Origin of the sequence: Bacillus sp. RC252 (assembly GCF_044909215.1) — a bacterium.
Classification (GTDB): domain Bacteria; phylum Bacillota; class Bacilli; order Bacillales; family Bacillaceae_G; genus Bacillus_A; species Bacillus_A mycoides.
This window is the reverse complement of record NZ_JBIYDV010000019.1, coordinates 22,325-48,518: the sequence shown is the minus strand read 5'-3', so window position 1 is coordinate 48,518 and position 26,194 is coordinate 22,325. Positions and strand designations below refer to the sequence as shown.

Below are 26,194 nucleotides of genomic sequence, written 5' to 3'. Positions count from 1 at the left end.
TTATCCAATTATTCGTGGGATTCGGATTGCCCGTAAAAGCCCGATTGGTTGGGCTAATAATCAGTGGGGAGGGAAACCCCTCCACTGATTAAATTTTCACTTTCTTTTACGTATTCAATCGTTTATTTTGTAGCCATCGATTCGTTCCGGATGTGTATAAATATTGCAAGATCCATTTCGAATAAATCCTACTACGGTAATACCTAAATCGTGGGCGAGTTGCAATGCTAGTTTAGTTGGAGCTGATTTAGATAGAACAATTTCGCAACCTATTTTTGAAACCTTTAACAAAATTTCAGATGAGATGCGTCCGCTAAACGCAATGATTTTCCCTTGAACAGAGATATTGTTTCGTAAACAATGACCGTATATTTTATCTAGCGCATTATGTCTTCCGATATCCATTCTTGATAAAAGAATGTTATTTCGATCACATAAAGCGGTATTATGCACACCACCCGTTTGGCGAAATGTAGTTGAAGATTGTTGTAAGGAAGTCATTAGGTGAAAACATTCTTCCGGAGTAATAGTTATATGTATATCATGTAACTTTTTTGCTTTTGCTGCATCGTTGACGAAAACAAAACCTTGTCTACTTTTCCCGCAACAAGAAGTTACGTACCGTTTATTATATAAAGTTTGATAGAGCGGATTAATTTTTGATGATTTTACATGGACAATTCCGTTTTCTTTTTGGATCCATAATTCTTCAATATCTTTATAAGAAGAAATAATTCCTTCAGAAATTAAAAAACCGGTTACCATATCTTCAATGTAATTAGGAGTGCATACAACTGTTACGTATTCTTCGCTATTTAATTTAATTGTAATAGGAGATTCCGTAACAACCTCATCGGTTTGTTTTGAAAATGTACCAGATTGATAACGTACAATTGTATATGTTTCTTGAATAGACCCCATATTAAATTCCCCTTTATATGTATTTTTCTCCATATTTATCATAAAACATCGAAAAAACAAAAGCATCTACTAACAAGAAGATGGCAGATTATTTTGGTTATTATTGTATATGTACGATATAATAGATTTGTAGAATAGCGACATTTTCAAGCTTTCGTAGTTATACCTTATAACATCTAGAATCGACTTCCAAAGGAAAGTATTTCAACAGGGCGCTTCAAAAATATGTACAACACAATTATGAAAACGGATTCATAATTGTGTTGTACAGTTAGTTGTAAGGAGAGGGGAAACTATGACAGAACAGACAGTCCGTGTAACCGTTGATGGTAAAGAATTTTTCGTATCAGGTGAAAAGACGATACTCCAATTGTTTAACGAAAGTAATTTAGAACATCCTCAAATTTGTCATGTACCAGAGGTAGATCCTATTCAAACTTGTGATACATGTATTGTAGAAGTGAATGGAAGTTTACTACGTGCCTGTTCGACGAAGTTGGAAGATGGCATGCATATTGAGAGGCAATCGGAACGTGCAAAGGAAGCACAAACTGAAGCGATGGATCGAATATTAGAGAATCATTTATTGTATTGTACAGTATGTGATAATAATAATGGTAACTGTAAAGTCCATAATACAGTACATATGATGGAGATTGAAGAACAGAAATATCCATATGAACCGAAAGTAAGTGCATGCGAAGTGGATACGTCGCATCCATTCTATCGATACGATCCAAATCAATGTATTGCTTGTGGGCAGTGTGTAGAAGTATGCCAAAATTTACAAGTAAATGAAACTTTATCGATTGATTGGAGTTTAGACCGTCCACGTGTTATTTGGGACAATGGTGTGAGTATAAATGACTCGTCTTGTGTTAGTTGTGGGCAATGTGTAACAGTGTGTCCTTGTAATGCATTAATGGAAAAAACGATGCTAGGAGAAGCTGGATTTATGACTGGTTTAAAACCAGATGTGCTAAATCCAATGATTGATTTTGTAAAAGATGTAGAGCCTGGATATAGCAGTATTTTAGCAGTTTCAGAAGTAGAGTCCGCGATGCGTAAGACGAAAATTAATAAGACAAAAACAGTTTGTACATTTTGTGGTGTAGGTTGTTCATTTGAGGTATGGACGAAAGATCGTCAAATTTTAAAAGTGCAACCTGTTTCAGATGCACCGGTTAATGGTATTTCCACATGTGTAAAAGGAAAATTCGGATGGGACTTTGTGAACAGTGAAGAGCGTATTACAAAGCCGTTAATTCGCCAAGGGGATATGTTTGTTGAGGCTTCATGGGAAGAGGCTCTTGAAGTTGTTGCATCTAATATGCAACATATTAAATCAGAGTATGGTAGCGATGCGTTTGGGTTTATTTCTTCTTCGAAAGTAACAAATGAAGAAAACTATCTTATGCAAAAACTAGCTCGTCAAATATATGGAACAAATAATGTAGATAACTGTTCCCGTTATTGCCAATCTCCAGCAACAGACGGTTTATTTAAAACTGTCGGTATGGGCGGAGATGCTGGAACAGTGAAAGATATTGCTGAGGCAGGTCTTGTTATTATTGTTGGGGCAAATCCAACAGAAGGACATCCTGTACTTGCAACTAGAGTGAAGCGTGCTCATAAATTACATGAACAAAAACTAATTGTCGCAGACCTTCGTAAACATGAAATGGCGGAGCGTGCTGATATATTTGTTCACCCGAGTCAAGGGACGGATTATGTATGGCTTGCTGGGATAACGAAATACATTATCGATCAAGATTGGCACGATAAAAAGTTCATAGCTGAAAATGTAAAGAATTTTGATGAATATAGCAAAATGCTAGAAAAATATACGCTTGATTATACTGAGGGAATTACAGGGATTTCTAAAGATCAGTTAAAAGAAATGGCTCGTATGGTATATGAAGCAGATGGTACTTGTGTACTTTGGGGAATGGGTGTAACTCAAAATACAGGAGGGAGTACAACGTCAGCAGCAATTTCAAATTTACTTCTCGTTACAGGTAACTACCGTCGTCCTGGTGCCGGTGCGTATCCGTTACGCGGGCATAATAACGTACAAGGTGCTTGTGATATGGCGACATTACCGAACTGGCTTCCGGGTTACCAAGCAGTTTCAGATGATGTGCATCGTGCGAAATTTGAAAAAGCATACGGTACTACCATTCCGAAAGAACCGGGATTAAATAATATCGCAATGTTACTTGCGGCCGAAGAAGGAAAACTGCGTGGTATGTATGTTATGGGAGAAGAAATGGCTTTAGTAGATTCAAATGCCAACCATGTACAACATATTTTAGCGAATTTAGACTTCCTTGTTGTTCAAGATATGTTCTTATCGAAAACAGCTCGTTTCGCCGATGTTATTTTACCAGCAGCACCAAGCTTAGAAAAAGAAGGAACGTTTACGAATACAGAGCGCCGTATTCAAAGATTATACGAAGTATTGAAACCGCTTGGTGATTCAAAACCAGATTGGTGGATTTTACAAAAAGTAGCTCGTGCACTGGGCGGAGACTGGAATTATGGAAGTCCAAGTGAAATTATGGACGAAATTGCATCGCTTGCACCGTTATACTCTCAAGCGACGTACGACCGTCTAGAAGGCTGGAATAGTTTATGTTGGGGTAGCCATGATGGTAGTGATACACCATTATTATATGTAGATGGATTTAACTTCCCAGACAAACTAGCACGTTTATCACTAGATGAATGGGTTCCGCCAGTTATAGCACCAGATGAGTATGATTTACTATTAAATAATGGCCGTATGCTAGAGCATTTCCATGAAGGGAATATGACGAATAAGTCGGCTGGTATTTTATCTAAAGTGTCTGAAGTATTTGTTGAAATTTCACCTGAACTTGCTAAAGAACGCAATGTGAAAGATGGTGGTCTTGTAGAGTTAGCATCACCATTTGGAAAAATCAAAGTACAAGCGCTTGTTACAGATCGTGTAACTGGAAATGAGTTATATTTGCCGATGCATGCGACAGTAAATGAAGAGGCAATCAATATTTTAACAGGAACAGCAACAGACATTTATACGTGTACACCAGCTTATAAACAAACAATGGTGAAACTGCGCGTATTACGTGAAAAAGGAGATCGTCCGTTACCATCTTCAAACCCGAGAGATAAAAAACGTCATCCGCAAAATGGTGTTGAAATCGAGCGAAAGTGGCAAAGAAAACAATACGTATCACTTGTGGACCAGAATTAGGGGGCGGAGATAATGGCAAAAGAGATTACTTTAATTAAAAAGAAGATTGTAACAGAAGAAGAAAAAAAACAGCAAGTAACAGATGAGTTGTTAAATGATCTAGCTGAAAATAGAGAAGCAGTAGAAGAGACGATGCAGCTATTAGCGCAGTTGCAAAAAGCTGGAATTTTAGATGCAGCAATTAGTTTACTTGCTGCAAAAGAAGATGTTTCCAAAATAGCTGTTGAACAATTGAATCGTGAACCAGTAAAAAACGCATTAAACAATATGATGGGGGCAGGAGAGGCATTATCTTCAGTGGACCCAGAAATAACGAAACAAATAACATCTAGTTTAGTCACTGGATTACAATTTGCAACGGATGAGCTGAAAAACGGAAAGAAAACAAAAGTGATGGATTTCTTTAAAGTATTAAAAGATCCAGATATCAACAGGGCGATTACATTCGGTTTTAGTTTCTTAAAAGCATTTGGACAAGGATTAGAGAAAAAATAGAGTGAGTGAAAAAAGTGATGGGATTAGCCATCACTTTTTTCATTATATGTATAAGAGTGTTCATGTTAAGCGGAATATATTATTATTAAAAAGATGGATTGAAATTGGAAATGTGGAATCCATCTCAAATATCGTTTTAGAATGTGGAGGAATATATGCAACACCGTAAAAGACTATCTATACCAGGAGTAATGGGACATTCCTTTCAAACAGTTAGATTTGCTTTTTGGAATGTATTAACCTTTCAACTTGCTTATAAATTATTAGCAGCGATTGTATTTGTCCCGCTATTTGGGATCATTTTTAATAAGTTATTGTATTTTGGTGGTTATGCAAATGCGACGAATGATGAATTATTAGCGTTTTTAAAGACATCATACGGCATTTTGGCAATCGTCATTTTATCATTGTTAGCACTGTTTCTTATCTTTACGGAATTTGCGGTGCTTATTATCATTTCGTACTTCGCTCATAAAAGACAAAAGGTGAAATTACGTCCGATTTTATATAAAACCGTAACGTATTTACCTACTCTTTTCACATATTGCTTACCAGGATTTATTTTATATGCGGTTGTATTGTTACCTCTTTTAAATATTGGATATGAAACGGCATTAATTCCACAAATTCAAATTCCTAACTTTATTACAGGAGAACTGTTTAAGACAACGATGGGACAAGTTGGTTATTACACGTTCTTTGCTGTAGTTGCGTATTTGAACCTTCGCTGGATTTTTGTTCTACCTATTGTTGTTTTAGAGCAAAAGCCGTTTCGCACAGCAGCACGTAAAAGTGCAACGTTAGTAAAAGAAAGTTTTTTTAAAGTACTATTCTTTTTAGTAGGATTTTTTATTTCAATAGGGATTGTTTACGGTGTATTTTTGGGAGTGTATTTATTGTGTCTATGGGGCATGTATGAATTTACAAATCCACAGGGAACATTTGCATTATTAGCGGAATCAACAATGTCTGTATTTTTAACGAGTACATTGTATTTATTTAGTTTTATCGTGACGCCATTTTATATTATGGGAATAACACGATTGTATTTACAAAAGGTTCCGGTTGAAGATGTTTTATTAGAAGAAGGATTAGATTATTCGAAAACAAAAGCAGATAAATGTTTCTTCCAAAAACATCGTTGGAAATTTATTGGTGTATATATTGTAGGAATTATTACCGCCGGAATGGTCGTTGCCTTCATTGTAACGTTTATTTCAAATTCATATAAAGAACCAATTATTATGGCTCATCGTGGTTATATTTCAAAAGGTGTAGAGAATACGAAAGAAGCTGTGCAGGGGGCTATTGATGCCAAAGCAGACTACGCTGAAATTGATGTACTGCAAACAAAAGACGGTGAACTAGCAGTTATACATGATTTGAAGCTAAAACGTCTTGCTAATGCTAATGTTCATGTGTCAGATTTAACGATGGAGGAGTTAAGACAGCTTACCCTTAGTCAAGATGGTTTTTCAGGACAAATAAGTACACTTGATGAGATCATTAAGCTGGCAAAAGGAAAAATCAAACTTAATATTGAAGTGAAGCTTCATGGTGGCGAAAAAGATTTCGTAAACAAAGTATTAAAAGCGATTAAAGATAATGAATTTGAGAAGCAATGTGTCATTCAAACGTTACACTATCCGCTTATTAAAGAGTTTAAACGTGCAAATCCAAATATAAAAGTAGGATATATACTGTATGCGAGTAGAGCTAACTTAAAGAATGTGAAGGCTGATTTTTATGTAGCAGAAGAATACATGTTAAATAAGAAATTAGTAAAAGAAGCAAGGAAGTTAAACAAGCCAATTTACGTATGGACGGTAAATGATATGGAAAGGTTAAAGGGATATTATAAGTTAAACGTAGATGGTATCATTACCGATTATCCTGAAGATGCACGTGAAACAATTAAGATGTTAAAAGAGCAAGAAGATCGTGAAAGTGATATGTTTGATAAAATTAGTGAGACGACAGAAGATCTATTTTCAAAGTTATTTATAAGTTATCCAGCTGCTGGCTAAATGCCAGTAGCTGTTTTTTTGTGAAAAGAATATATTTCTAAAGTATTGAACAAAGTAATAAGTGTATATGTATACGTCATTGCTTAGTTTTTTTACATTATTTATTATTGTCAAATAATAAATAATTACTATGCATTTTGAATGGATATAATAGAAATAGAGTAATAGATGATGGAGTGGTACGGAGAACCCAATAAAATCAATGTTTTATATATTTACACTATTCTAAATATATAAACTTTAAAAAAATAGTATGTTAGCGTTTTCATAACTTTTAAGTTATGCTAGAATAAGGACATAAGTTATTAATTATTTAAAAAAGAAAAAAGAATTCCTTTTTTCTGTTAATTATAAGGGGGCATTTCATTATGCGTATTGGGGTACCAGCAGAAATTAAAAACAACGAAAACCGTGTGGCAATGACACCAGCAGGTGTTGTACATTTAGTTCGTAACAATCACGAAGTATTCATTCAAAAGGACGCAGGTGTAGGATCTGGTTTCACAGATGCTCAGTATGTTGAAGCGGGAGCGAAAATTGTTGAGACGGCTGAAGAAGCTTGGAACATGGAAATGGTTATGAAAGTTAAGGAACCAGTTGAAAGCGAATACAAACACTTCAGCGAAGGTTTAATCTTATTCACATACTTACACTTAGCTCCAGAACCAGAATTAACAAAAGCGTTAATTGAAAAGAAAGTTGTTGCTATCGCATATGAAACAGTACAATTAGAAAACCGTTCATTACCATTACTTGCACCTATGAGTGAAGTAGCTGGTCGTATGGCTGCACAAATCGGTGCGCAATTCCTTGAGAAAAACAAAGGCGGTAAAGGTATCTTACTTGCAGGTGTTCCAGGAGTTAAACGTGGTAAAGTAACAATTATCGGTGGTGGACAAGCTGGTACAAATGCTGCTAAAATTGCAGTTGGACTAGGTGCGGATGTAACAATCATCGACTTAAGTGCAGAACGTCTTCGTCAATTAGATGACATTTTCGGAAACCAAGTAAAAACTTTAATGTCTAATCCTTACAATATTGCAGAAGCTGTAAAAGAATCTGATCTTGTAATCGGTGCAGTATTAATCCCAGGTGCAAAGGCTCCAAAACTTGTAACTGAAGAAATGATTAAATCAATGGAACAAGGTTCTGTTGTTGTAGATATCGCGATTGACCAAGGTGGTATTTTCGAAACAACTGACCGTATTACAACTCACGACAACCCAACTTATGAGAAACATGGTGTTGTTCATTATGCAGTTGCAAATATGCCAGGTGCGGTTCCACGTACATCAACTCTTGCATTAACAAACGTAACAGTACCATATGCAGTACAAATTGCTAACAAAGGCTACAAAGAAGCTTGCCTAGGCAACACTGCATTATTAAAAGGTATTAACACATTAGATGGCTATGTAACATTCGAAGCAGTGGCAGAAGCTCACGGTGTAGAGTACAAGGGTGCTAAAGAATTATTAGAAGCAGAAACAGTATCTTGCTAATAGAAGCATTATACAAAACAAAATCGAACAATATATAAAACAACATGATAAGAGCTAAGAGATAATACCTCTTAGCTCTTCTTGGTAAAAGGGGGCATTCATCGTGGCCAACCTATTTAAAAAGAAATCCGTTACGCAATTGTTAGGGGAAAGTAAAAGTAAAACTTTGACGAAAACGCTAGGGGCATTTGACCTAACAATGCTAGGGATTGGTGCGATAATTGGTACAGGAGTTCTAGTATTAACTGGATTAGTAGCAGCAAGAGATGCTGGTCCAGCAGTTATTTTTTCATTTATGATTGCAGCAATTGTTTGTGGATTTGCAGCTTTATGTTATGCAGAGGTTGCATCTGCACTTCCTGTTTCAGGTAGTGTGTACACATATTCATATGCAACAATTGGTGAGTTTGTTGCCCATTTAATGGGATGGACATTGCTATCCGTATATGTCGTAACGACTGCCGCAGTAGCTGGCGGATGGACAGGTTATTTCAATAATTTAGTGAGTGGATTGGGACTTGAAATTCCAAAAGCGTTGTTAACGATTCCATCGCAAGGTGGTATGGTGAACTTACCCGCAGTTATCGTTACGTTGGTGATAACTTGGTTATTATCACGAGGTACAAAAGAAAGTAAGCGTGTGAATAACATAATGGTATTAATTAAAATTGGTATTGTTGTTTTATTCATTGCAGTTGGTGTATTCTACGTGAAACCAGAAAACTGGATACCATTTGCACCGTACGGCTTAAGTGGAGTCTTTGCCGGAGGAGCAGCAGTATTCTTCGCATTCTTAGGATTTGATGCATTAGCAACTTCTGCTGAAGAAGTGAAAAATCCACAACGTGATTTGCCGATTGGTATTATTGCTTCATTAGTCATTTGTACAATCATTTATGTTGTAGTTTGTCTCGTTATGACAGGTATGGTTTCTTATAAGGAATTAGATGTACCTGAAGCGATGGCCTATGTATTAGAAGTTGTAGGACAAGATAAAGTGGCTGGTGTAATCGCTATTGGAGCTGTAATTGGTATTATGGCTGTAATTTTCGCATACATCTACGCTACGACACGTGTATTCTTCGCTATGAGCCGTGACGGTTTATTGCCAAAATCTTTTGCGAAAATTAACAAGAAGACAGAAGCACCAACATTTTCAGTTTGGTTAACAGGAATTGGTAGTGCTTTAATTGCCGGATTTATCGATTTAAAAGAATTGTCGAATTTAGCGAATATTGGAGCGTTATTAACATTTGCGATGGTTGGTGTAACTGTCATCATTCTTCGTAAAACGCACCCGAAATTACAACGTGGATTTATGGTACCACTTGTACCAATCTTACCGATTATTTCAGTTGCAAGCTGTCTATTCTTAATGGTAAATCTACCGTTAAAAACATGGATATACTTCGGTGTTTGGTTAGCAATCGGAGTGGTTGTATACTTTGTTTATTCGAAAAAACATAGTCATTTAAAAGACGATGGAAGTTCGCAAGATAGTTTAGAAAAAGCTAATTAAAGGGATATAAAGTTAGTAAGCCTTGTGCGTCTAGGGAGCGCGCAAGGCTTTTTCTTTTGGGGAAATAAAGGAGACCAATGTTATGTTGTCGAATTTTTATGTCGGAATATAAGAAGGGGTGGAAAGATGGAGACGGAAGTTGTCGTTGGAGCAGAGGGATATAATAATAACCCAGGGTGGTTACATACGAATGAAAAAGAATTACATTTATTAAAAAGAGAAACGTGGATTAATAAATTTCCGTCTAATTCTTTATCAGTAATTTTGGCTGAGCACGTATGGGAGCATTTATCGTATGAAGAAGGTATAGAAGCAGCTAAAGTTTGCTATGAGCTTTTGGAATATAATGGATATATTCGCTGTGCAGTGCCGGGTGCATTTTTCCCAAATGAAGAGTATCAGCATGGTGTGCAAGTGGGAGGACCTGGCCCGTTAGATCATCCAGCTGCAAGTCATAAAATTGTACATAACTACAAAACGATTATATCTATGTTTGAAGCAGCAGGTTTTCAAGTAAAGCTTTTAGAATACTGTGATGAGAATGGCCAGTTTCATTATAGTGATTGGGAAGAGAACGGTGGATTTATTTATCGATCGAAACGTTTTGATCATAGAAATCAAGATGGTAAATTAGGATTTGCTTCGTTAATTGTGGATGCAGTAAAAGTTAATAAATAAGAAGGGATGCACGGTAGTTTTCGTGCATCCTTTTTGTATGAAGAGCATGATAGATGCGGAGAATATTTATATGTTTATTTTGAAATGTGAACGAAATGTTTTAAAAAATGTATGAGAATTCATTGACACATATGAATGGACGCTCATATAATAAAGGTATAAGACATATGAATAGTTGTTCATATGTTCAAATGAAGAGGTGAGCTGTGATGGCTGAAAATAAAGTAGAAACGCAACAGGAAGCATGTTCTCAAACGGTAATTCACGAGGAAATCGTGGATCAAGTAAAACAAACAATTCCGACTGATGAAAGTTTAAGTAAAGTAGCAGAATTATTTAAAGTATTAGGTGACCGCACACGTACGAGAATATTACATGCATTATTTGAAGCTGAAATGTGTGTTTGTGATTTAGCTTATTTATTAGGAATGACGCAATCTTCAATCTCACATCAGCTTCGTGTATTAAAGCAAGCAAAGCTTGTAAAGAACCGTAAAGAAGGAAAGGTAGTTTATTACTCATTAGCTGATCAACACGTAATTCATATCTTCGAGCAAGCGTTTGAACACGTAAACGAGGAAGAATAAAAAAGCGAGGAGGGAGAACGATGGCAGAAGCATTAGTGAAAAAGAAACTTATGCTAGAAGGTTTAGATTGTGCAAATTGTGCAATGAAAATTGAAAAAGGTGTTGGGAATATAGAAGGGGTAACATCTTGTTCCGTAAACTTTGCAACAAAAACGATGCTTTTAGAAACACCGCAAAATAAAGAAAATCAAGTTGTTACGGAAGCGAAGCGACTTGTTACAAAATTAGAGCCGCATATTAAAGTGCAAGAAGAGCAAAAAACAAAATCAGTAAAAGAAGTATTTGTATTAGAAGGCTTAGATTGTGCAAATTGTGCAATGAAGATTGAAAATAAGGTAAAGGAAATGCCAACGGTTTCAGAAGCGACTGTTGATTTCGTATCAAAGAAATTACGAGTAGAAGTTGCAAATAAACGAGAACTTGAATCGACTGTACAAAATATAAAAAATGTTGTTCAAAAGTTAGAGCCTGATGTAAAAGTTGTTCGTGAAGAGGAAAAAGGACACGACCATGGCCATGATCATGGTGATGGAAATGTGAAAAAGATGATAGGACGATTAGTAGTCGGTGGAATTTTGACAGGAATTGCTGCATTAGCCGGATTACCGCAAATGATAACAATTCCATTATTCGTCCTTGCTTATTTATTAATAGGTGGAGATATCGTTTGGAGAGCGGCGAGAAACATAACTCGCGGCCAAGTGTTCGATGAAAACTTTTTAATGGCAATTGCAACTTTAGGAGCTTTCGCGATTCAACAATATCCAGAAGCGGTAGCAGTTATGCTATTTTACCAAGTAGGGGAACTGTTCCAAAGTATTGCAGTAAATCGTTCTCGAAAATCAATTACGTCATTAATGGATATTCGTCCTGACTATGCGAATGTGAAAGTTGGAAACGAAACGAAACAAGTATCACCAGAAGATGTGCAAGTTGGTGAGTATATTATCGTAAAACCAGGTGAAAAAGTACCGTTAGACGGGAAAGTAGTTGAGGGAACATCAATGATGGATACTTCAGCGTTAACAGGTGAGTCTGTACCGAGGGAAGTAGAAGTTGGTAATGACGTATTAAGTGGTTTTGTAAACCAAAATGGTGTATTAATTGTCGAAGTTACAAAAGAGTTCGGTGAATCCACTGTATCGAAAATTTTAGACTTAGTACAAAATGCAAGTAGCAAAAAAGCGCCAACAGAAAACTTTATTACGAAGTTTGCACGTTATTATACTCCTGTTGTAGTTATAACAGCAGCAATAATGGCATTTATTCCACCACTTATTTTAGAGGGTGCTACATTCTCCGATTGGATTTATAGAGCTTTAGTGTTCTTAGTAATCTCTTGTCCATGTGCACTCGTTGTATCGATTCCTCTTGGGTTCTTTGGAGGTATTGGTGGGGCATCTAAAAGTGGTATTTTAGTAAAAGGAAGTAACTATTTAGAAGCATTGAATGATGTGAAATATATCGTTTTTGATAAAACAGGAACATTAACAAAAGGTGTCTTTAAAGTTACGAAGATGGAGCCTAGTGAAGGTATCACAGCTGAAGAGCTATTAGAATATGCAGCATTTGCAGAAGTATATTCAAATCATCCGATTGCACAATCTATTCGAAACGCATATGGAAAATCAATCGATGAAAATAGTATTGAAGACTATAGTGAAATTTCAGGTCTTGGTACGGTTGTAAAGGTACAAGGAAAAGAAATTTTCGCAGGTAATGCTAAATTAATGAAAAAAGAAAACATTACATTTAAGCAACCAAATACAGTAGGTACACTAGTTCATGTTGCTGTAGATGGTAAATATGCAGGTTATATTGTTATCTCTGATGAGGTAAAAGAGGATTCAAAACAAGCAATTCAAAAGTTAAAAGAACTAGGTATTAAGAAGACAGTCATGTTAACTGGTGATGCAAAATCAGTTGGTGAAGCTGTTGGTAAAGAATTAGGTTTAGATGAAGTCCATGCCGAATTATTACCACACCAAAAAGTAGAAGAAATCGAAAAAATTGATGCAGCAAAACGCGGTAAAGAAAAGATTGCATTTGTCGGTGATGGTATTAATGATACGCCAGTACTAGCAAGGGCAGACGTTGGTATTGCGATGGGCGGTTTAGGATCAGATGCAGCAATTGAAGCTGCTGACATCGTTATTATGACTGATGAGCCTTCAAAAATTGCGACAGCTGTAAAAATTGCAAAACGTACACGTAGTATTGTCTGGCAAAATATTATATTTGCATTAGGGGTAAAAGGGTTAGTGTTATTACTCGGCGCCTTTGGTATTGCAACAATGTGGGAAGCAGTCTTCTCAGATGTTGGTGTGACGTTACTTGCAGTATTAAATGCAATGCGTGTACTACGAGTAAAAGATTTATAAAAAAGAGGACGCAATTGCGTCCTCTTTTTTATTGGTTATTTTGTTGAAATTGACTCAAGAAAATAACATCAAATATTATTTTGTTTTTAAATAATGTAATATATTAAATTATAAAAAACAATATTCTTCTTATTATTTTAATATATTTTTTACAAATATCTATATAGTATTGAAAAATGGAGAAGTGGGGGAGGGACAAAACCCCACTAATTAAAGCTTCACTTTATTTTTGTATGTTTTTTTCAACTTGTTCTCGAACAGTTTGAATATAATTCATTTTATGATCCCAACATTCTTGGCTTAAATCGACAGGGTACTCTTCTGGGTTTAAAGTTCGCATATACTCTTCCCAAAATAGTGAGAGGCTGCGTTCATTATACTTTTGAATCTCTAATATATTAGGTAATTCATACGCTCTGTTACCGTTAATGAAAATATCTTGATGCAGTTCGCGTGCTTCAAAGCTTGTTACGAATTTACTTATATATGTATGAACTGGATGAAACATTTTTAAACGCTCTTCTTTTCCGGGTTCTTCTGACTCTAAAGCAATATAATCGCCCTCTGCATGATCGTTAACACGGTTAATAATACGATAAATTCGTTTAAGTCCTGGGGTTGTAATTTTTTCAGGATTAGATGAAATCTTAATCGTATCATTTAATTTTCCGTCAGTATCTTCAATAGCGACTAGTTTATAAACGGCCCCTAATGCTGGCTGCTCAAAGGATGTAATCAGCTTTGTACCAACACCCCATACATCAATTTTTGCCCCTTGAGATTTCAAGTGCATAATCGTATATTCATCTAAATCGCTAGAAGCGATAATTTTTGTGTTTGTAAATCCAGCTGCATCAAGTTGTTTTCTGGCCTCCTTTGATAAATATGCCATATCACCACTATCAAGGCGAATGCCATAAAAATCGATACGATCCCCGAACTCTTTTGCAACACGAATCGCATTTGGAACACCAGATTTTAATGTGTCGTATGTATCGACAAGAAATACACATTTTTTATGTGTTTCAGCATATTTTTTAAATGCAACATATTCATCGCGATATGCTTGAACGAAAGAATGGGCATGTGTGCCAGCTACAGGGATGCCAAAGCGTTTCCCTGCGCGAACGTTACTTGTAGATGAAAACCCACCAATAAAGGCAGCTCGTGTTCCCCAAAGGGCAGCATCAAACTCATGAGCGCGTCTTGTACCGAACTCTAAAAGCTCATCATTATTTGCAGCGTGCTTCATACGTGCAGCTTTTGTAGCAATTAATGTTTGGTAATTTACAATATTTAAGAGGGCGGTTTCAATTATTTGTGCCTCGCCAAGCGGTGCATCAACACGTAATAATGGTTCGTTATTAAAAACAACTTCGCCTTCTTGCATACTACGAATCGTGCCAGTAAATTTCATGTTTTGTAAATAATGAAGGAAGTCTTCTTCAAATTGCAGCTCTGCTAAATAAGCGATGTCACTTTCGGTAAAGCTGAAATTTTCTATGTACTCTACAATTTTTTCAAGACCAGCAAAAACAGCATAGCCGTTTTCGAATGGAAGCTTTCGAAAGTATAGATCAAAAACAGAACGGCGAGTATGAATACCATCTTTCCAATATGTATAAGCCATGTTGATTTGATATAAATCTGTATGTAAGGCGTAACTATCGTCTTTATAATGATTCATTGTGAAAACACCTCCGCAATTTGGTTATAGTATACCAATTTTCCCCCTTCCGTAGCAAAGAAGTAATAGGGGATTGAAGTCAAGGGAGAAAAAAATGAAATAATGCATATTTTTTAGAAAATTTACATTTATCAATTTATATTTCTCAAGATTTTATGTATTATTAGAGTAATGGGGGTAATGAGAATGGAGGAGGACAATGCAACAAACATTAGAAAAAATAGGCAAGCAAGTTTTTTATAAACGGCTACAGCAAAAAATGACACAAGAAGAATTATGTCAGGGCATTTGTTCTGTCTCATACTTAAGTAAGATCGAAAATGGAAAGATTGAAGCATCAGAAGAAATTCTACAATTGCTCTGCACAAGACTAGAAATTGCTGTGACGGATTTGAGAGATGTAGAAGAAGATGTGAAGGTGAAGTTGGACGAGTGGTTGAATGCATTAGTTCATTTGGACAAGCAACAAGTAGAGCGCATATACGAAGAGTTGCAAGGTGAAATGAAGCATGTGTTGGATTTTGAAATTATAAATTATTATAAACTGCTGTATACACGTTATTTAATTATGAAAAGGGATATATCTGCAATTGAAGAAGAATTAGAGAGATTAAAGAAAGTCTACAAAAAGTATTCTCCATTTCAGAAGTTATTATATACGTACAGTAGAGGGTTATTGTGCTGTTTGCAGTATAGATGGAAGGATGGACTAGACCACTTATTAAAAACAGAAGTAATGGCCAAGGAACAAGGGTATCATGAAACGGGTATGTACTATAATATAGCGCTTGCATATACTCATTTAGATATTCATCACCTTGCAATTCATTTTGTGAATATAGCATTAGAAGGATTTCGTAGTGAATATAAGTTTAGAAATATAATTAATTGCCAGATACTTATTGCAGTAAGTTACACAGAAAAAGGTCAGTATGAAGAGGCCTTAAGAATGTATGAGAGTATATTGAGGGAGGCCACATCTTTTGCGGATAAGGATGTACTTTTAGCTATTACTTTAAGCAATATGGGAAGTATATATTATAAAAAAAGCAAATATCAGCAGGCGAAGAAATATTATTTGGATAGTCTGCAACTTCAAAAACAAGTAGATTTAAACTATCTAGATACAATATATGAACTGGCATTAGTATGCATTAAATTAGAAGAATTAGAAGAGGCAAAAGAATGGATTGATAAGGGAATTGTTGCAGCAAAACAAGAAGAGAGATTTAATGCAAAGTTATATTTGCTTTTAATTCTTAGATATAAACATTTTGAAGAAGCAAAAGATTATAAAGTATTTTTGGAAAATGAGGCTATTCCTTTGTATAAATCTGCGGGAAATAAAATAGAATTAAAGAAAGTATACGTTGAACTCGCAGAACATTTCGCTAGTTTATCGAGATTTGAGGAAAGTAATCGATATTATAGGTTAGTTATTGATTTGATGAATGATAATAAGGAGGAGTGAAAATGAAAAAGATGGTATTTGGAGTATTGGCGTTTATAGTAACTCTTACAGTTGCTGGAGGAATACATCAGTATAGTAGTAAACCTGATATCGTTGGTCAACAAGCTAAAACGGTTCAACAAATTAATTCATAACCAAAAAACCCCTTTCCAAACGGAAAGGGGTTTCTCAATATTTGCTCCCGAAAATTCTACAAAACTTGAGAAAACAATTATTTGAATTTTTAGTATATTAATAGTGGAAACATAATGATAATATGAAACTACTCTTTTTCAAAAATTTTTTATTAGGGGGAATGTTAGATGAAAAAGAAGAGTTTAGCGTTAGTGTTAGCGGCAGGAATGGCAGTTACTACGTTCGGAGGGACAGGCTCTGCATTTGCGGATTCTAAAAATGTACTCTCTACTAAGAAGTACAATGAGACGGTACAGTCACCTGAGTTTATTTCTGGTGATCTAACTGGAGCGACTGGTAAGAAAGCGGAATCTGTTGTGTTTGATTACTTAAACGCGGCAAAAGGTGATTATAAGTTAGGGGAAAAGAGTGCGCAAGATTCTTTCAAAGTGAAACAAGTGAAAAAAGACGCTGTAACTGATTCAACAGTAGTACGTATGCAACAAGTTTACGAGGGAGTACCTGTATGGGGATCTACTCAAGTAGCTCACGTAAGTAAAGATGGTTCTTTAAAGGTATTGTCTGGAACAGTTGCGCCTGATTTAGACAAAAAGGAAAAGTTAAAAAACAAAAATAAGATTGAAGGCGCAAAAGCAATTGAAATCGCGCAGCAAGATTTAGGAGTAACACCTAAATATGAGGTAGAACCAAAAGCGGACTTATATGTATATCAAAACGGTGAAGAAACGACATATGCATACGTTGTAAATCTAAACTTCTTAGATCCAAGCCCAGGAAATTACTACTATTTCATTGAGGCGGAAAGCGGTAAAGTATTAAATAAGTTTAATACAATTGATCATGTAACAAATGATGATAAGTCTCCTGTTAAACAAGATGCTCCTAAACAGGATGCGAAAGCGGTTATAAAGCCTGTAACAGGAACGAATAAAGTAGGAACTGGTAAAGGTGTATTAGGAGATACGAAATCGCTTAATACAACGTTATCTGGATCATCTTACTACTTGCAAGATAATACGCGCGGAGCAACAATTTTCACATATGATGCGAAAAATCGTTCGACGTTACCAGGAACATTATGGGCAGATGCAGATAATGTTTTCAATGCAGCGTATGATGCAGCAGCAGTAGATGCTCATTACTATGCAGGTAAAACATATGATTACTATAAAGATACATTTAACCGAAATTCTATTAATGATGCAGGAGCACCATTAAAATCAACTGTTCATTACGGAAGTAAGTATAATAATGCGTTCTGGAACGGTTCACAAATGGTATACGGAGATGGTGATGGTGTAACATTCACTTCATTATCTGGTGGTATTGACGTAATTGGTCACGAATTAACGCATGCAGTTACGGAAAATAGCTCGAATTTAATTTATCAAAATGAATCAGGAGCATTAAATGAAGCAATTTCTGATATCTTTGGTACGTTAGTAGAATTCTATGATAACCGTAACCCGGATTGGGAGATTGGTGAAGATATTTACACGCCTGGTAAAGCAGGAGATGCACTGCGTTCTATGAGTGATCCAACGAAATATGGTGATCCAGACCATTATTCTAAGCGTTACACTGGTTCAAGTGATAACGGTGGCGTTCATACAAACAGTGGTATTATTAACAAACAAGCTTATTTATTAGCAAATGGTGGTACGCATTCTGGTGTAACTGTAACTGGTATCGGTAAAGATAAATTAGGTGCGATTTACTACCGTGCAAATACACAGTATTTCACGCAATCTACTACATTTAGTCAAGCTCGTGCTGGTGCAGTACAAGCTGCAGCTGATTTATATGGTGCTAGCTCTGCAGAAGTAGCAGCAGTTAAGCAATCATTTAGTGCTGTTGGTGTAAACTAAGGCTTTAAGGGATAGTTATTAATAAAATACCTCAAAAATAAAGAAGGAGCATAGGCTCCTTCTTTATTTTTTTCTCCATTTTTTCCACAAATAAAATAATCCAACACAACCCGCGATTGTTATAATCCACTTCGCTTCATTTGTTCCGTTTATGACATGATATGCAGAATATACTTCAATCAATAAGGCCGGTATTTTCCCTATTGTGCTGGCAATACTGAAAGAGAGTAATGACATCTTGCCTAGAGCTGCAAATAAAGTAACGATACTGGATGGAATGAAAGGAATAAAACGAAAAGATAGGACGAGTAGAAATGCCTCCCTGCCTTCTACGTAAAGAAGGCGCTCTACCTTTGGATACTTATTTACTTTATCGTGAGTGAACCTTTGAAGGCCTATACGATAAATATAAAACGAGATAATAGCCCCTAATGCCTCGCCTGTGATCGAAATGATTGTACCATTTGTTACACCGAAGAGTTGTATATTAATAGCGGTCAAAAAAATACTAGGGATAAAACCTAAAAGACTGATGATGATGTTGATTAAGATACTAAGTGGAATTGCGATTGAATAATAATCTGTTAAGAAGTTTTGAATTGTTTCAACCATTTTATAAAATCCTTTATCTTTTTTTGCATTACACCATATTTCTATTGTATAGGCAAGTGCAAATTTACATAATGTAGAAAACAGTTGATAGAAAGCTGTTTATATACCTTATGTAGGTATTGGGTATATAAAAACAGGGGTATATTTAACTTATTTGAAAAACACTCCGAAAATCCTATATTTAAAGGGCTCGTGGAGTGTTTTGATTGGTGTTTTCATCCGGGAAATAATTATAAAAACATGGGGGTATATTTTAAGAAGGGCGAAAAACAGTGATTTGATGAAAGGGGGGGGGGAAAATATAGCAAAATGAATGAGGATTTTAAAACCGTATACATTTTTTCTTTGTGAAATTGACTTTTAGTGGAGTTACGATAATAATCATGGAAGAGGTGATACGATGAAACGATTAAGTAGTCTTTTCTTGAGTAGTTTATTGGCACTAATGCTGATTTTAAGTGGATGTGCAGGAAAAGAACAAAAAACAGAAAAACCAAAAGAGGATCATTCTACATCAGTAGAAAAAATTAGTGATAATATTTTAGATGAAATGGAAGGGCCACCTAAAAATGGTCATACGATTGAAAGGCATGTAGGCAAATCGGAAGAGGATTTGAAGAATCGTTTGAAGACAGATAAAGTTTCAGCGGCAAGTACATACTATGATAAGGAAACAGCGACAAAGGCTGTGAAAGATAGTTTAAAACAACATGATAAAGAAATTCAGGATTGGTTGAAAAACTCTAAAGAGGCTCGTCTTGTATTGAATACAACTCATTCATTCCCAGTTGGAAAAACAGTAATAAAGAAAAATATGAATGTAAAAGACAAGCTAGTAAAGACTGTTACTGTTTTAGCGAGAGATAAATCAGGAAATCTAGGATTTAAGATTATTACTTCTTATCCATCAGATAAATAAAGGGGGGGAGTATATATGTATCCAACATTACAATACTTTCTTAAATCGTACTGTACGTTAAGTATTCATGAGGATGAAATAGTAAGCGTGATGGAAGAGTTTATGGAGCAAGAGGACGAAGAGATTGTTTTGAAATTACGCGATGAATTAGTAAATATGAAGAAAAAGAACGCGTGGGAAGAAGCGTGCGTATTAGCTGCGAAGCAAGGCAATCGTGTGTGGTCTTTAGAAGAAACGAAAGATCATCTGGAAAATTTTTTACTATTATTGCAAAAGAAAAAGGCGTGAGTAGATCACGCCTTTTTGTATACGCTTTTTGAAATTTGTCCGTTTGATATTATCTCATTGTTTTGGGGCACTTTTATATACGCTTTTTGAAATTTGTCCATTTGAGAGTACTTCACCGTTTTGTGTTACTTTTTTATACGTAACCGCTGTTATTTTATCACCAGTATTACTAACTACTTGAGAAGAAACTTCAACATTTTTACCAGTATTTGTACCGAAAATACGTGTAGTAATACTACCGCCATTTGAAAATGCTTGAATGTAAATATGCTTACCTGTATTGTTTTTAAATTTAAAATCCGGACCATAATCTGCTACTGCTGCATCTTGCCCAAGTGGTAAATAATTTACGGGCATAGAATGATTGCTTCGAGAAACAATTCCTAAATCTGCCCTTAAAGCTGCGCTGTATAAAGTACTACTTACTTGGCAAACACCTCCGCCTGCACTTTGTATAACTTTACCTTGTGAATATACTGCTGCGGATTTATAACCATGTGCAGCATCAGTTACGCCAACACGGCCATTAAAACTAAACGTTTCATCAGGTGCTACAATAACTCCACTTAAAGTATTAGCTGACTTATTTACGTTATAGGACTGATTTCCATTACGGCCAGCCATTGGGGTAGAGTATTCAGCAATCACTTCTTTAATCCCCATTTGTTGTATATCTTCTGTAGAACGTTCAGGTTTTATTAGTGTAACTGGTAATACAACATCGGATGTGCCAGAAGTAATAGCTGCGCTTGTTAAATCGGTTAATTTTCCTTTATCAATTTTTTCCCCAGTTTGACTTTGGCTAATATTTACTGTAGAGCCTTCAACACTTAATTCGGCGTTGACAGGATTTTTTAATGTTTCATTATATTTATCCTTTATAAAGGTTTCATAAGTTGTTGTATTTAATTGTGGTGTTAATTTATAGTCACGTTTTACTTCACCGTTTTCAGCTTGCTTACGCATGTTGTAACGATTCATTACGTTCCCTTCTTGTTCTTTAAAGATATTGTCGACAATATCCTTCTCTTTATAATCTACTCCTAAATCTTTCCACGTGTAATTTTGCTTATCATTTTGGAATACGTAGTTAAGAGGTTTTTGATTTAATTCATTCACCTTTTGATTAACAAGGGCTTGAATAGCTGCTTTATTTTTTCCATCAAGAGAAATACCTTCAAATGTAGTGTTTGGTAGTGCAGTTGTATTTAGTTGATTATTTAATTTGGATACATATTGATATCCACCAACACCACCAACGCAAAGTAATATGCCACCAGCGATAGCGGAACCGATCAGGATTTTGCTTAGCTTCATTTATTTCCCCCCAGAAAAATTTGTATAAATATATGTATTACATTTTTTGTATAAAAATGATGAAAATAACATTATGTACGTCCTAGTATACTATTATTTTCACTACGTGTGTAATGTTTTCATAAAAAATGTTACACTGCTGTAATAATTGTCTCTTTTTGTCACAATATGAATGAGAAATATGTTGAAAATTATAATAAAAAGGCTGCTTAGAAAAATCTAGCAGCCTTTTTATTATAATTTTTTATGCTCATTTTTATTCGTAACACCGAGATGTTCTTGAAGTGTTGTCGATATATCATTAACACTCTTTTCGTTTGGAACGTAATAATAAATACCACCTATATATTTATCAGTACCTTCCACTTGCAATTTATCCATTTTTAAATTTGAATCCATTGAATTTTTTGCAATAGTCATCATATCATCAAAAGTTAAATTTGTTTTTAAGTCTGTATCGACAGCATCTAATAGGCTTCCGATTTTATTAATGGAATTGAGAGATAGTGCTTTCTCAGCAATAGCTTCTAAAACAAGTTGTTGTCGTTGACCGCGCATATAATCACTGTCAATATGGCGAGTTCTAGCTAGTGCAAGTGCTTCTTCTCCATTTAAATGTTGACGTCCTTTTTTGAGGTGAATTGCATCTGCTTCGTCGCTACTATTTTGTTCTGTGAACTCAACGGGAACGTCGACAGTTATACCACCTAGAGAATCAACGATCTTGATAAAGGATTTGAAATTAAATTTTACATAGTAATCAACTGGGACATCTAAAAAGTTTTCTACTGTATCAATTGTGCTGTCTACACCACCAAATACGTGTGCGTGTGTGATTTTATCATATTTATCACGTGATTTAATGTAGACGCGTGAGTCACGTGGAATGCTGACAAGTTTAACTGATTTATCATTTTTATTAATTGTTGCAAGTAATAATGCATCCGTACGAGTTGCTTTTCCGTAACCTTTTTCCCTGATATCACTTTCATCAACACCCATAATAAGGACAGAAATGTTGTCAGTCATAGGTTTAACAGCTTTTTCACGTTTGCTGGATTTATCTCCCCGGCCGAGTTCAGAATAGGCATTGCTTAAGACAGATTTTGCTTTACTGTATATATGGAAGGAATAGCCTCCTGCTCCCATTGCTACAATAAGTAATGGAATGAGAATGAACCAAAGTAGGCGTTTTTTCTTTAATTGTTTTTTTGTGGTTCGATTATTTTTGTTAACGTCGGATTTCATCATTTGTTCTCCTTTAAAACTATCAAAGTGTATATATCTAGAAGCGTATTAAAACACATAAAAAATATTTTACGCTAAATAAAATGGATTGTACATGTATAAAAAATAGATGTCTCGATTATTTATGAGACATCTATTCGTTATTGTATACAAAAGATAAGGATAAGAAAATGATAAAATTTTACCTAATTACAACATAATACTTACAATAATTGCAGATAGAATACTAACGAGAGTAGCTCCGTATAGTAATTTTAAGCCGAACCGGGCAACAACATTTCCTTGTTCTTCGTTTAACCCTTTTACAGCACCGGAAATAATTCCAATGGAAGAAAAGTTGGCAAAAGAAACGAGGAAGACAGAAATAATACCAACTGTACGGATAGAGAGAGTGCTGGAAATTTTACTAAGATCCATCATTGCTACAAATTCATTTGTTACAAGCTTTGTTGCCATAATGCTACCAGCTGTGACAATCTCAGAACTTGGTACGCCGATAAGAAATGCAATAGGGGCGAATACATAGCCTATTAGTTGTTGGAAAGTAATGCCGAATATAATGAGGAATAGGTCATTAATACAACTCATTAATGCGACGAATCCAATGAGCATAGCGCCGACGACAATTGCTACGCGAAAACCATCAAGGATGTATTCTCCGAGCATTTCAAAAAAACTTTGCTTTTCACCTTTTATTTCTAAAATATCTTCGTCGTCGTTAACGTCGTAAGGATTAATAATGAGTACGATAATAAAACCGCTAAATAAGTTCAGAACGAGTGCGGTTACTACATATTTTGGTTCGATCATCGTCATATAGGCACCAACAATGGACATAGATACGGTAGACATAGCAGAGGCGCAAAGTGTATAAAGTCGATGTTTTGGGATTTGAGCTAATTGTTTTTTTACCGTAATAAAAACTTCTGATTGGCCGACAATAGCGGAAGCGATGGCATTGTAAGATTCTAATTTCCCAAGACCATTTATTTTGCTAAGAAAGAAACCAATCCAATGAATAAATAATGGTAGTATTTTGAAATGTTGTAATATACCAATTAAGACGGAAATAAACACAATCGGTAATAATACATTAAGGAAAAATGGCATTTCACCTTTGTTTGCAAGACCTCCAAATACAAAATTTATACCAGATGCAGCATAGTCGAGTAACTTTGTAAACAAGTTGGAAATTATCGTAATAAGGATGAGGCCAATTTCTGTATTTAATAATAAATAGGTTAAAATTAACTGTATAATAAGCATGATGAAAATTGGCTTGAATTTAATATGTTTTTTATTGTTACTAGCGATGTAGGCAAGGAGAAAAACAACGATAAGTCCAACGAAAAAAGTGATAAATTTCATAATAAGCCCCCTAAAAGAGATATTCTGATATATATGTTTTTCATTTAAAGTGAGAATATGCATGTTTGGTAAAGAGAGGAATAGAGGAATCATGAATATATGTAGAGTACATCACGTTGCAATTATTTGTTCAAATTATGAAGTGTCAAAGGATTTTTATACACGAATATTAGGTTTCAAAGTGAAGAATGAAGTATATAGAAAGGAACGAAATTCGTATAAGTTAGATTTATGTGTAGGAGGAGAGTATCAAATTGAATTATTTTCATTTCCAAGTCCGCCTGACCGCGCAAGCTTTCCTGAGGCTGCTGGACTTAGACATTTAGCTTTTGCGGTTACTGATATAGAAGATGCTGTTAAACATTTAAACCAATGCGATGTTGAGACGGAATTGATACGTGTTGATGAGATAACGGGAAAAAAATTCGTCTTTTTCCAAGATCCTGACGGTTTGCCATTAGAATTGTATGAGGGCTAAAAATTGGTGAATTTTATATAGGGTTGCTTTCAAGCAAATGAAGAAACTAAAGTGAAACTTCTTTATTTAAAGGAGGTGTAACTTTAGCTAAGAAAAGCTAAAGGACATATGTGGATATTTTAAAATTATTGATGGTAGCTGTTCTTATTGCGCTAACAGGTTTCTTTGTAGCTGTAGAGTTTGCAATCATAAAGGTGCGTAGCAGTCGTATCGATCAACTCGTTAGTGAAAAAAGACGAGGCGCATTGGCAGCTAAAAAAGTAACTTCAAATTTAGATGAGTATTTATCGGCATGTCAGTTAGGAATTACGATTACTGCTTTAGGGCTCGGGTGGTTAGGAGAACCGACGATTAAACATTTACTCGAACCGCTGTTTTTAAAATTGGATTTATCTCCTGCAATTACAAGTACAGTTTCATTTATTATTGCATTTGCAGTTATTACGTTTTTACATGTTGTAATTGGTGAACTCGCTCCAAAGACTTTTGCAATCCAAAAAGCAGAGCAAGTTAGCTTATTATTATCAAAGCCCCTTATTTATTTTTACCGAGTTATGTATCCATTTATTTGGGCTTTAAATGGCTCTGCACGATTTGTGACAGGCTTATTTGGTTTACATCCTGCTTCTGAACATGAAGTTGCGCATTCTGAGGAGGAACTAAGATTAATCTTGTCTGAGAGTTATGAGAGTGGCGAGATTAATCAAACTGAATTTAAATATGTGAATAACATCTTTGAATTTGATAACAGGGTAGCAAAGGAAATTATGGTACCTCGTACTGAAGTTGTTGGCTTATATGAAGATGAGCCGTTTGAGACACATATTAAAGTAATCGCACAAGAAAAATATACGAGATATCCAGTATTTGGTGAAGATAAAGATGAAATTATTGGGATGGTTAATGTAAAGGACTTATTTATTCGTTATATGGATGGTAATCGAGATGAAGAGTGTTCGATTACACCATATACACGTCCAGTTATTGAAGTGTTAGAAAATATCCCAATCCATGATTTACTATTGCAAATGCAGAGAAGGCACATTCCATTAGCTGTATTATATGATGAATATGGTGGCACAGCAGGGATTGTTACATTGGAAGATATTTTAGAAGAAATTGTTGGAGAAATCCGAGATGAATACGATGAAGATGAGCATCCACCTATAGAACATATAAGTGAAGTGTGTAAAATTGTAGAGGGGAAAGTGCTTATTAGCGAAGTAAATGATTTATTTGGCATACATTTGGTCGCTGATGATGTTGATACAATTGGTGGTTGGATTATGGTACAAAAGCAAATCGTTGCTGAAGGAGATATTATTGAAAAACACGGCTTTTCTTTTAAAGTTCTTGAAAAGGATATGCATCAAATTAAGCGAGTTGAAATAAAGAAAGTAGAAGAATGAATGGATTTTCTATTATATAAACTTTAATAAAAAGTATATATAGAAA

Annotated in this window: 22 protein-coding genes; 16 read left to right on the top strand and 6 right to left on the bottom strand. The window is 35.2% G+C overall.

Annotated elements, in window-relative coordinates; all coding sequences use genetic code 11:
• Nucleotides 1-114 precede the first annotated feature (114 nt).
• A complete protein-coding gene (fdhD, locus tag ABH960_RS23030; protein WP_404448627.1) occupies nt 115-921 on the bottom strand; it encodes a formate dehydrogenase accessory sulfurtransferase FdhD in 807 nt (268 codons plus the stop codon).
• A gap of 295 nt (nt 922-1,216) precedes the next feature.
• Between fdhD and fdhF the strand changes: the two genes are divergently transcribed.
• From fdhF to ABH960_RS22985, 9 genes are all read left to right on the top strand, one after another.
• A complete protein-coding gene (gene fdhF / locus ABH960_RS23025) occupies nt 1,217-4,159 on the top strand; it encodes a formate dehydrogenase subunit alpha (protein WP_404448625.1) in 2,943 nt (980 codons plus the stop codon).
• A gap of 12 nt (nt 4,160-4,171) precedes the next feature.
• On the top strand, nt 4,172-4,654 hold the full coding sequence (locus tag ABH960_RS23020; RefSeq protein WP_002010449.1) for a helical membrane plugin domain-containing protein: 483 nt from the start codon (nt 4,172-4,174) through the stop codon (nt 4,652-4,654).
• 1 nt (nt 4,655) lies between these two features.
• Nucleotides 4,656-4,823 carry a hypothetical protein gene (locus ABH960_RS23015; protein WP_157264618.1) on the top strand — a complete coding sequence of 56 codons (168 nt, stop codon included), beginning with the start codon at nt 4,656-4,658 and terminating at the stop codon, nt 4,821-4,823.
• Nucleotides 4,810-6,681 (top strand): glycerophosphoryl diester phosphodiesterase membrane domain-containing protein, encoded by a 1,872-nt coding sequence (locus ABH960_RS23010; RefSeq protein WP_404448623.1) that lies wholly within the window; start codon nt 4,810-4,812, stop codon nt 6,679-6,681. Before ABH960_RS23015 ends, ABH960_RS23010 begins: the two co-directional genes overlap by 14 nt.
• 368 nt (nt 6,682-7,049) lie before the next feature.
• Nucleotides 7,050-8,183: an alanine dehydrogenase gene (ald, locus tag ABH960_RS23005; protein ID WP_113937877.1), complete on the top strand. Its 1,134-nt coding sequence runs from the start codon at nt 7,050-7,052 to the stop codon at nt 8,181-8,183.
• Between the two features lie 103 nt (nt 8,184-8,286).
• Entirely contained in the window at nt 8,287-9,702 is a 1,416-nt protein-coding gene (locus tag ABH960_RS23000) for an amino acid permease (RefSeq protein ID WP_002063741.1), read from the top strand.
• A gap of 126 nt (nt 9,703-9,828) precedes the next feature.
• A complete protein-coding gene (locus ABH960_RS22995) occupies nt 9,829-10,380 on the top strand; it encodes a class I SAM-dependent methyltransferase (protein WP_404448620.1) in 552 nt (183 codons plus the stop codon).
• A 209-nt stretch (nt 10,381-10,589) separates the two neighbouring features.
• On the top strand, nt 10,590-10,967 hold the full coding sequence (locus tag ABH960_RS22990; protein WP_002010461.1) for an ArsR/SmtB family transcription factor: 378 nt from the start codon (nt 10,590-10,592) through the stop codon (nt 10,965-10,967).
• A gap of 20 nt (nt 10,968-10,987) precedes the next feature.
• Nucleotides 10,988-13,348: a heavy metal translocating P-type ATPase gene (locus tag ABH960_RS22985; RefSeq protein ID WP_113937879.1), complete on the top strand. Its 2,361-nt coding sequence runs from the start codon at nt 10,988-10,990 to the stop codon at nt 13,346-13,348.
• 223 nt (nt 13,349-13,571) lie between these two features.
• On the opposite strand, the gene ABH960_RS22980 is transcribed toward ABH960_RS22985, so the two are convergent.
• Nucleotides 13,572-15,035, bottom strand: a complete 1,464-nt coding sequence (locus ABH960_RS22980; RefSeq protein ID WP_078178067.1) for a nicotinate phosphoribosyltransferase — start codon at nt 15,033-15,035, stop codon at nt 13,572-13,574.
• Between the two features lie 199 nt (nt 15,036-15,234).
• On the opposite strand from ABH960_RS22980, the gene ABH960_RS22975 reads away from it, so the two are divergent.
• The 3 genes from ABH960_RS22975 (at nt 15,235) to ABH960_RS22965 (ending at nt 18,509) form a co-directional block, all read left to right on the top strand.
• Entirely contained in the window at nt 15,235-16,506 is a 1,272-nt protein-coding gene (locus tag ABH960_RS22975) for a tetratricopeptide repeat protein (protein WP_016101848.1), read from the top strand.
• Between the two features lie 2 nt (nt 16,507-16,508).
• Nucleotides 16,509-16,640, top strand: coding sequence for a quorum-signaling peptide NprX (gene nprX / locus ABH960_RS22970; protein ID WP_002174820.1), 132 nt, complete (start codon nt 16,509-16,511; stop codon nt 16,638-16,640).
• Nucleotides 16,641-16,808: 168 nt separating this feature from the next.
• Nucleotides 16,809-18,509, top strand: coding sequence for a M4 family metallopeptidase (locus ABH960_RS22965; RefSeq protein ID WP_113937880.1), 1,701 nt, complete (start codon nt 16,809-16,811; stop codon nt 18,507-18,509).
• Between the two features lie 63 nt (nt 18,510-18,572).
• On the opposite strand, the gene ABH960_RS22960 is transcribed toward ABH960_RS22965, so the two are convergent.
• A complete protein-coding gene (locus ABH960_RS22960) occupies nt 18,573-19,121 on the bottom strand; it encodes a TVP38/TMEM64 family protein (protein WP_113937881.1) in 549 nt (182 codons plus the stop codon).
• A gap of 400 nt (nt 19,122-19,521) precedes the next feature.
• Here ABH960_RS22960 and ABH960_RS22955 point away from each other — a divergent pair, with 400 nt between their 5' ends.
• Both ABH960_RS22955 and ABH960_RS22950 read left to right on the top strand, forming a co-directional pair.
• Nucleotides 19,522-20,040: an RNase A-like domain-containing lipoprotein gene (locus ABH960_RS22955; protein WP_002125157.1), complete on the top strand. Its 519-nt coding sequence runs from the start codon at nt 19,522-19,524 to the stop codon at nt 20,038-20,040.
• Nucleotides 20,041-20,055: 15 nt separating this feature from the next.
• The gene (locus tag ABH960_RS22950) at nt 20,056-20,328 is read left to right on the top strand and encodes a hypothetical protein (protein WP_404448615.1); all 273 of its coding nucleotides are present in this window, start codon (nt 20,056-20,058) and stop codon (nt 20,326-20,328) included.
• Nucleotides 20,329-20,382: 54 nt separating this feature from the next.
• Here the strand turns inward: ABH960_RS22950 and ABH960_RS22945 are convergent, their stop codons facing one another.
• From ABH960_RS22945 to ABH960_RS22935, 3 genes are all read right to left on the bottom strand, one after another.
• Complete coding sequence (locus ABH960_RS22945) at nt 20,383-21,645, bottom strand: VanW family protein (RefSeq protein WP_404448613.1); 1,263 nt, start codon at nt 21,643-21,645, stop codon at nt 20,383-20,385.
• Nucleotides 21,646-21,879: 234 nt separating this feature from the next.
• The gene (locus tag ABH960_RS22940) at nt 21,880-22,896 is read right to left on the bottom strand and encodes an LCP family protein (RefSeq protein WP_242310844.1); all 1,017 of its coding nucleotides are present in this window, start codon (nt 22,894-22,896) and stop codon (nt 21,880-21,882) included.
• 186 nt (nt 22,897-23,082) lie between these two features.
• Entirely contained in the window at nt 23,083-24,261 is a 1,179-nt protein-coding gene (locus ABH960_RS22935; protein WP_113937884.1) for a NupC/NupG family nucleoside CNT transporter, read from the bottom strand.
• Nucleotides 24,262-24,352: 91 nt separating this feature from the next.
• Between ABH960_RS22935 and gloA2 the strand changes: the two genes are divergently transcribed.
• Both gloA2 and ABH960_RS22925 read left to right on the top strand, forming a co-directional pair.
• Nucleotides 24,353-24,739, top strand: coding sequence for an SMU1112c/YaeR family gloxylase I-like metalloprotein (gloA2, locus tag ABH960_RS22930; protein ID WP_404448611.1), 387 nt, complete (start codon nt 24,353-24,355; stop codon nt 24,737-24,739).
• A gap of 110 nt (nt 24,740-24,849) precedes the next feature.
• The gene (locus ABH960_RS22925; RefSeq protein WP_404448609.1) at nt 24,850-26,148 is read left to right on the top strand and encodes a hemolysin family protein; all 1,299 of its coding nucleotides are present in this window, start codon (nt 24,850-24,852) and stop codon (nt 26,146-26,148) included.
• The last annotated feature ends 46 nt before the right edge of the window (nt 26,149-26,194 follow it).

Excerpts from the sequence above, each read along its gene's own strand:
- fdhD (WP_404448627.1), bottom strand. The coding sequence starts at position 921 with ATGGGGTCTATTCAAGAAACATATACAATTGTACGTTATCAATCTGGT.
- fdhF (WP_404448625.1), top strand. The coding sequence starts at position 1,217 with ATGACAGAACAGACAGTCCGTGTAACCGTTGATGGTAAAGAATTTTTC.
- ABH960_RS23020 (WP_002010449.1), top strand. The coding sequence starts at position 4,172 with ATGGCAAAAGAGATTACTTTAATTAAAAAGAAGATTGTAACAGAAGAA.
- ABH960_RS23010 (WP_404448623.1), top strand. The coding sequence starts at position 4,810 with ATGCAACACCGTAAAAGACTATCTATACCAGGAGTAATGGGACATTCC.
- ald (WP_113937877.1), top strand. The coding sequence starts at position 7,050 with ATGCGTATTGGGGTACCAGCAGAAATTAAAAACAACGAAAACCGTGTG.
- ABH960_RS22995 (WP_404448620.1), top strand. The coding sequence starts at position 9,829 with ATGGAGACGGAAGTTGTCGTTGGAGCAGAGGGATATAATAATAACCCA.
- ABH960_RS22990 (WP_002010461.1), top strand. The coding sequence starts at position 10,590 with ATGGCTGAAAATAAAGTAGAAACGCAACAGGAAGCATGTTCTCAAACG.
- ABH960_RS22985 (WP_113937879.1), top strand. The coding sequence starts at position 10,988 with ATGGCAGAAGCATTAGTGAAAAAGAAACTTATGCTAGAAGGTTTAGAT.
- ABH960_RS22980 (WP_078178067.1), bottom strand. The coding sequence starts at position 15,035 with ATGAATCATTATAAAGACGATAGTTACGCCTTACATACAGATTTATAT.
- ABH960_RS22975 (WP_016101848.1), top strand. The coding sequence starts at position 15,235 with ATGCAACAAACATTAGAAAAAATAGGCAAGCAAGTTTTTTATAAACGG.
- nprX (WP_002174820.1), top strand. The coding sequence starts at position 16,509 with ATGAAAAAGATGGTATTTGGAGTATTGGCGTTTATAGTAACTCTTACA.
- ABH960_RS22965 (WP_113937880.1), top strand. The coding sequence starts at position 16,809 with ATGAAAAAGAAGAGTTTAGCGTTAGTGTTAGCGGCAGGAATGGCAGTT.
- ABH960_RS22960 (WP_113937881.1), bottom strand. The coding sequence starts at position 19,121 with ATGGTTGAAACAATTCAAAACTTCTTAACAGATTATTATTCAATCGCA.
- ABH960_RS22955 (WP_002125157.1), top strand. The coding sequence starts at position 19,522 with ATGAAACGATTAAGTAGTCTTTTCTTGAGTAGTTTATTGGCACTAATG.
- ABH960_RS22950 (WP_404448615.1), top strand. The coding sequence starts at position 20,056 with ATGTATCCAACATTACAATACTTTCTTAAATCGTACTGTACGTTAAGT.
- ABH960_RS22945 (WP_404448613.1), bottom strand. The coding sequence starts at position 21,645 with ATGAAGCTAAGCAAAATCCTGATCGGTTCCGCTATCGCTGGTGGCATA.
- ABH960_RS22940 (WP_242310844.1), bottom strand. The coding sequence starts at position 22,896 with ATGATGAAATCCGACGTTAACAAAAATAATCGAACCACAAAAAAACAA.
- ABH960_RS22935 (WP_113937884.1), bottom strand. The coding sequence starts at position 24,261 with ATGAAATTTATCACTTTTTTCGTTGGACTTATCGTTGTTTTTCTCCTT.
- gloA2 (WP_404448611.1), top strand. The coding sequence starts at position 24,353 with ATGAATATATGTAGAGTACATCACGTTGCAATTATTTGTTCAAATTAT.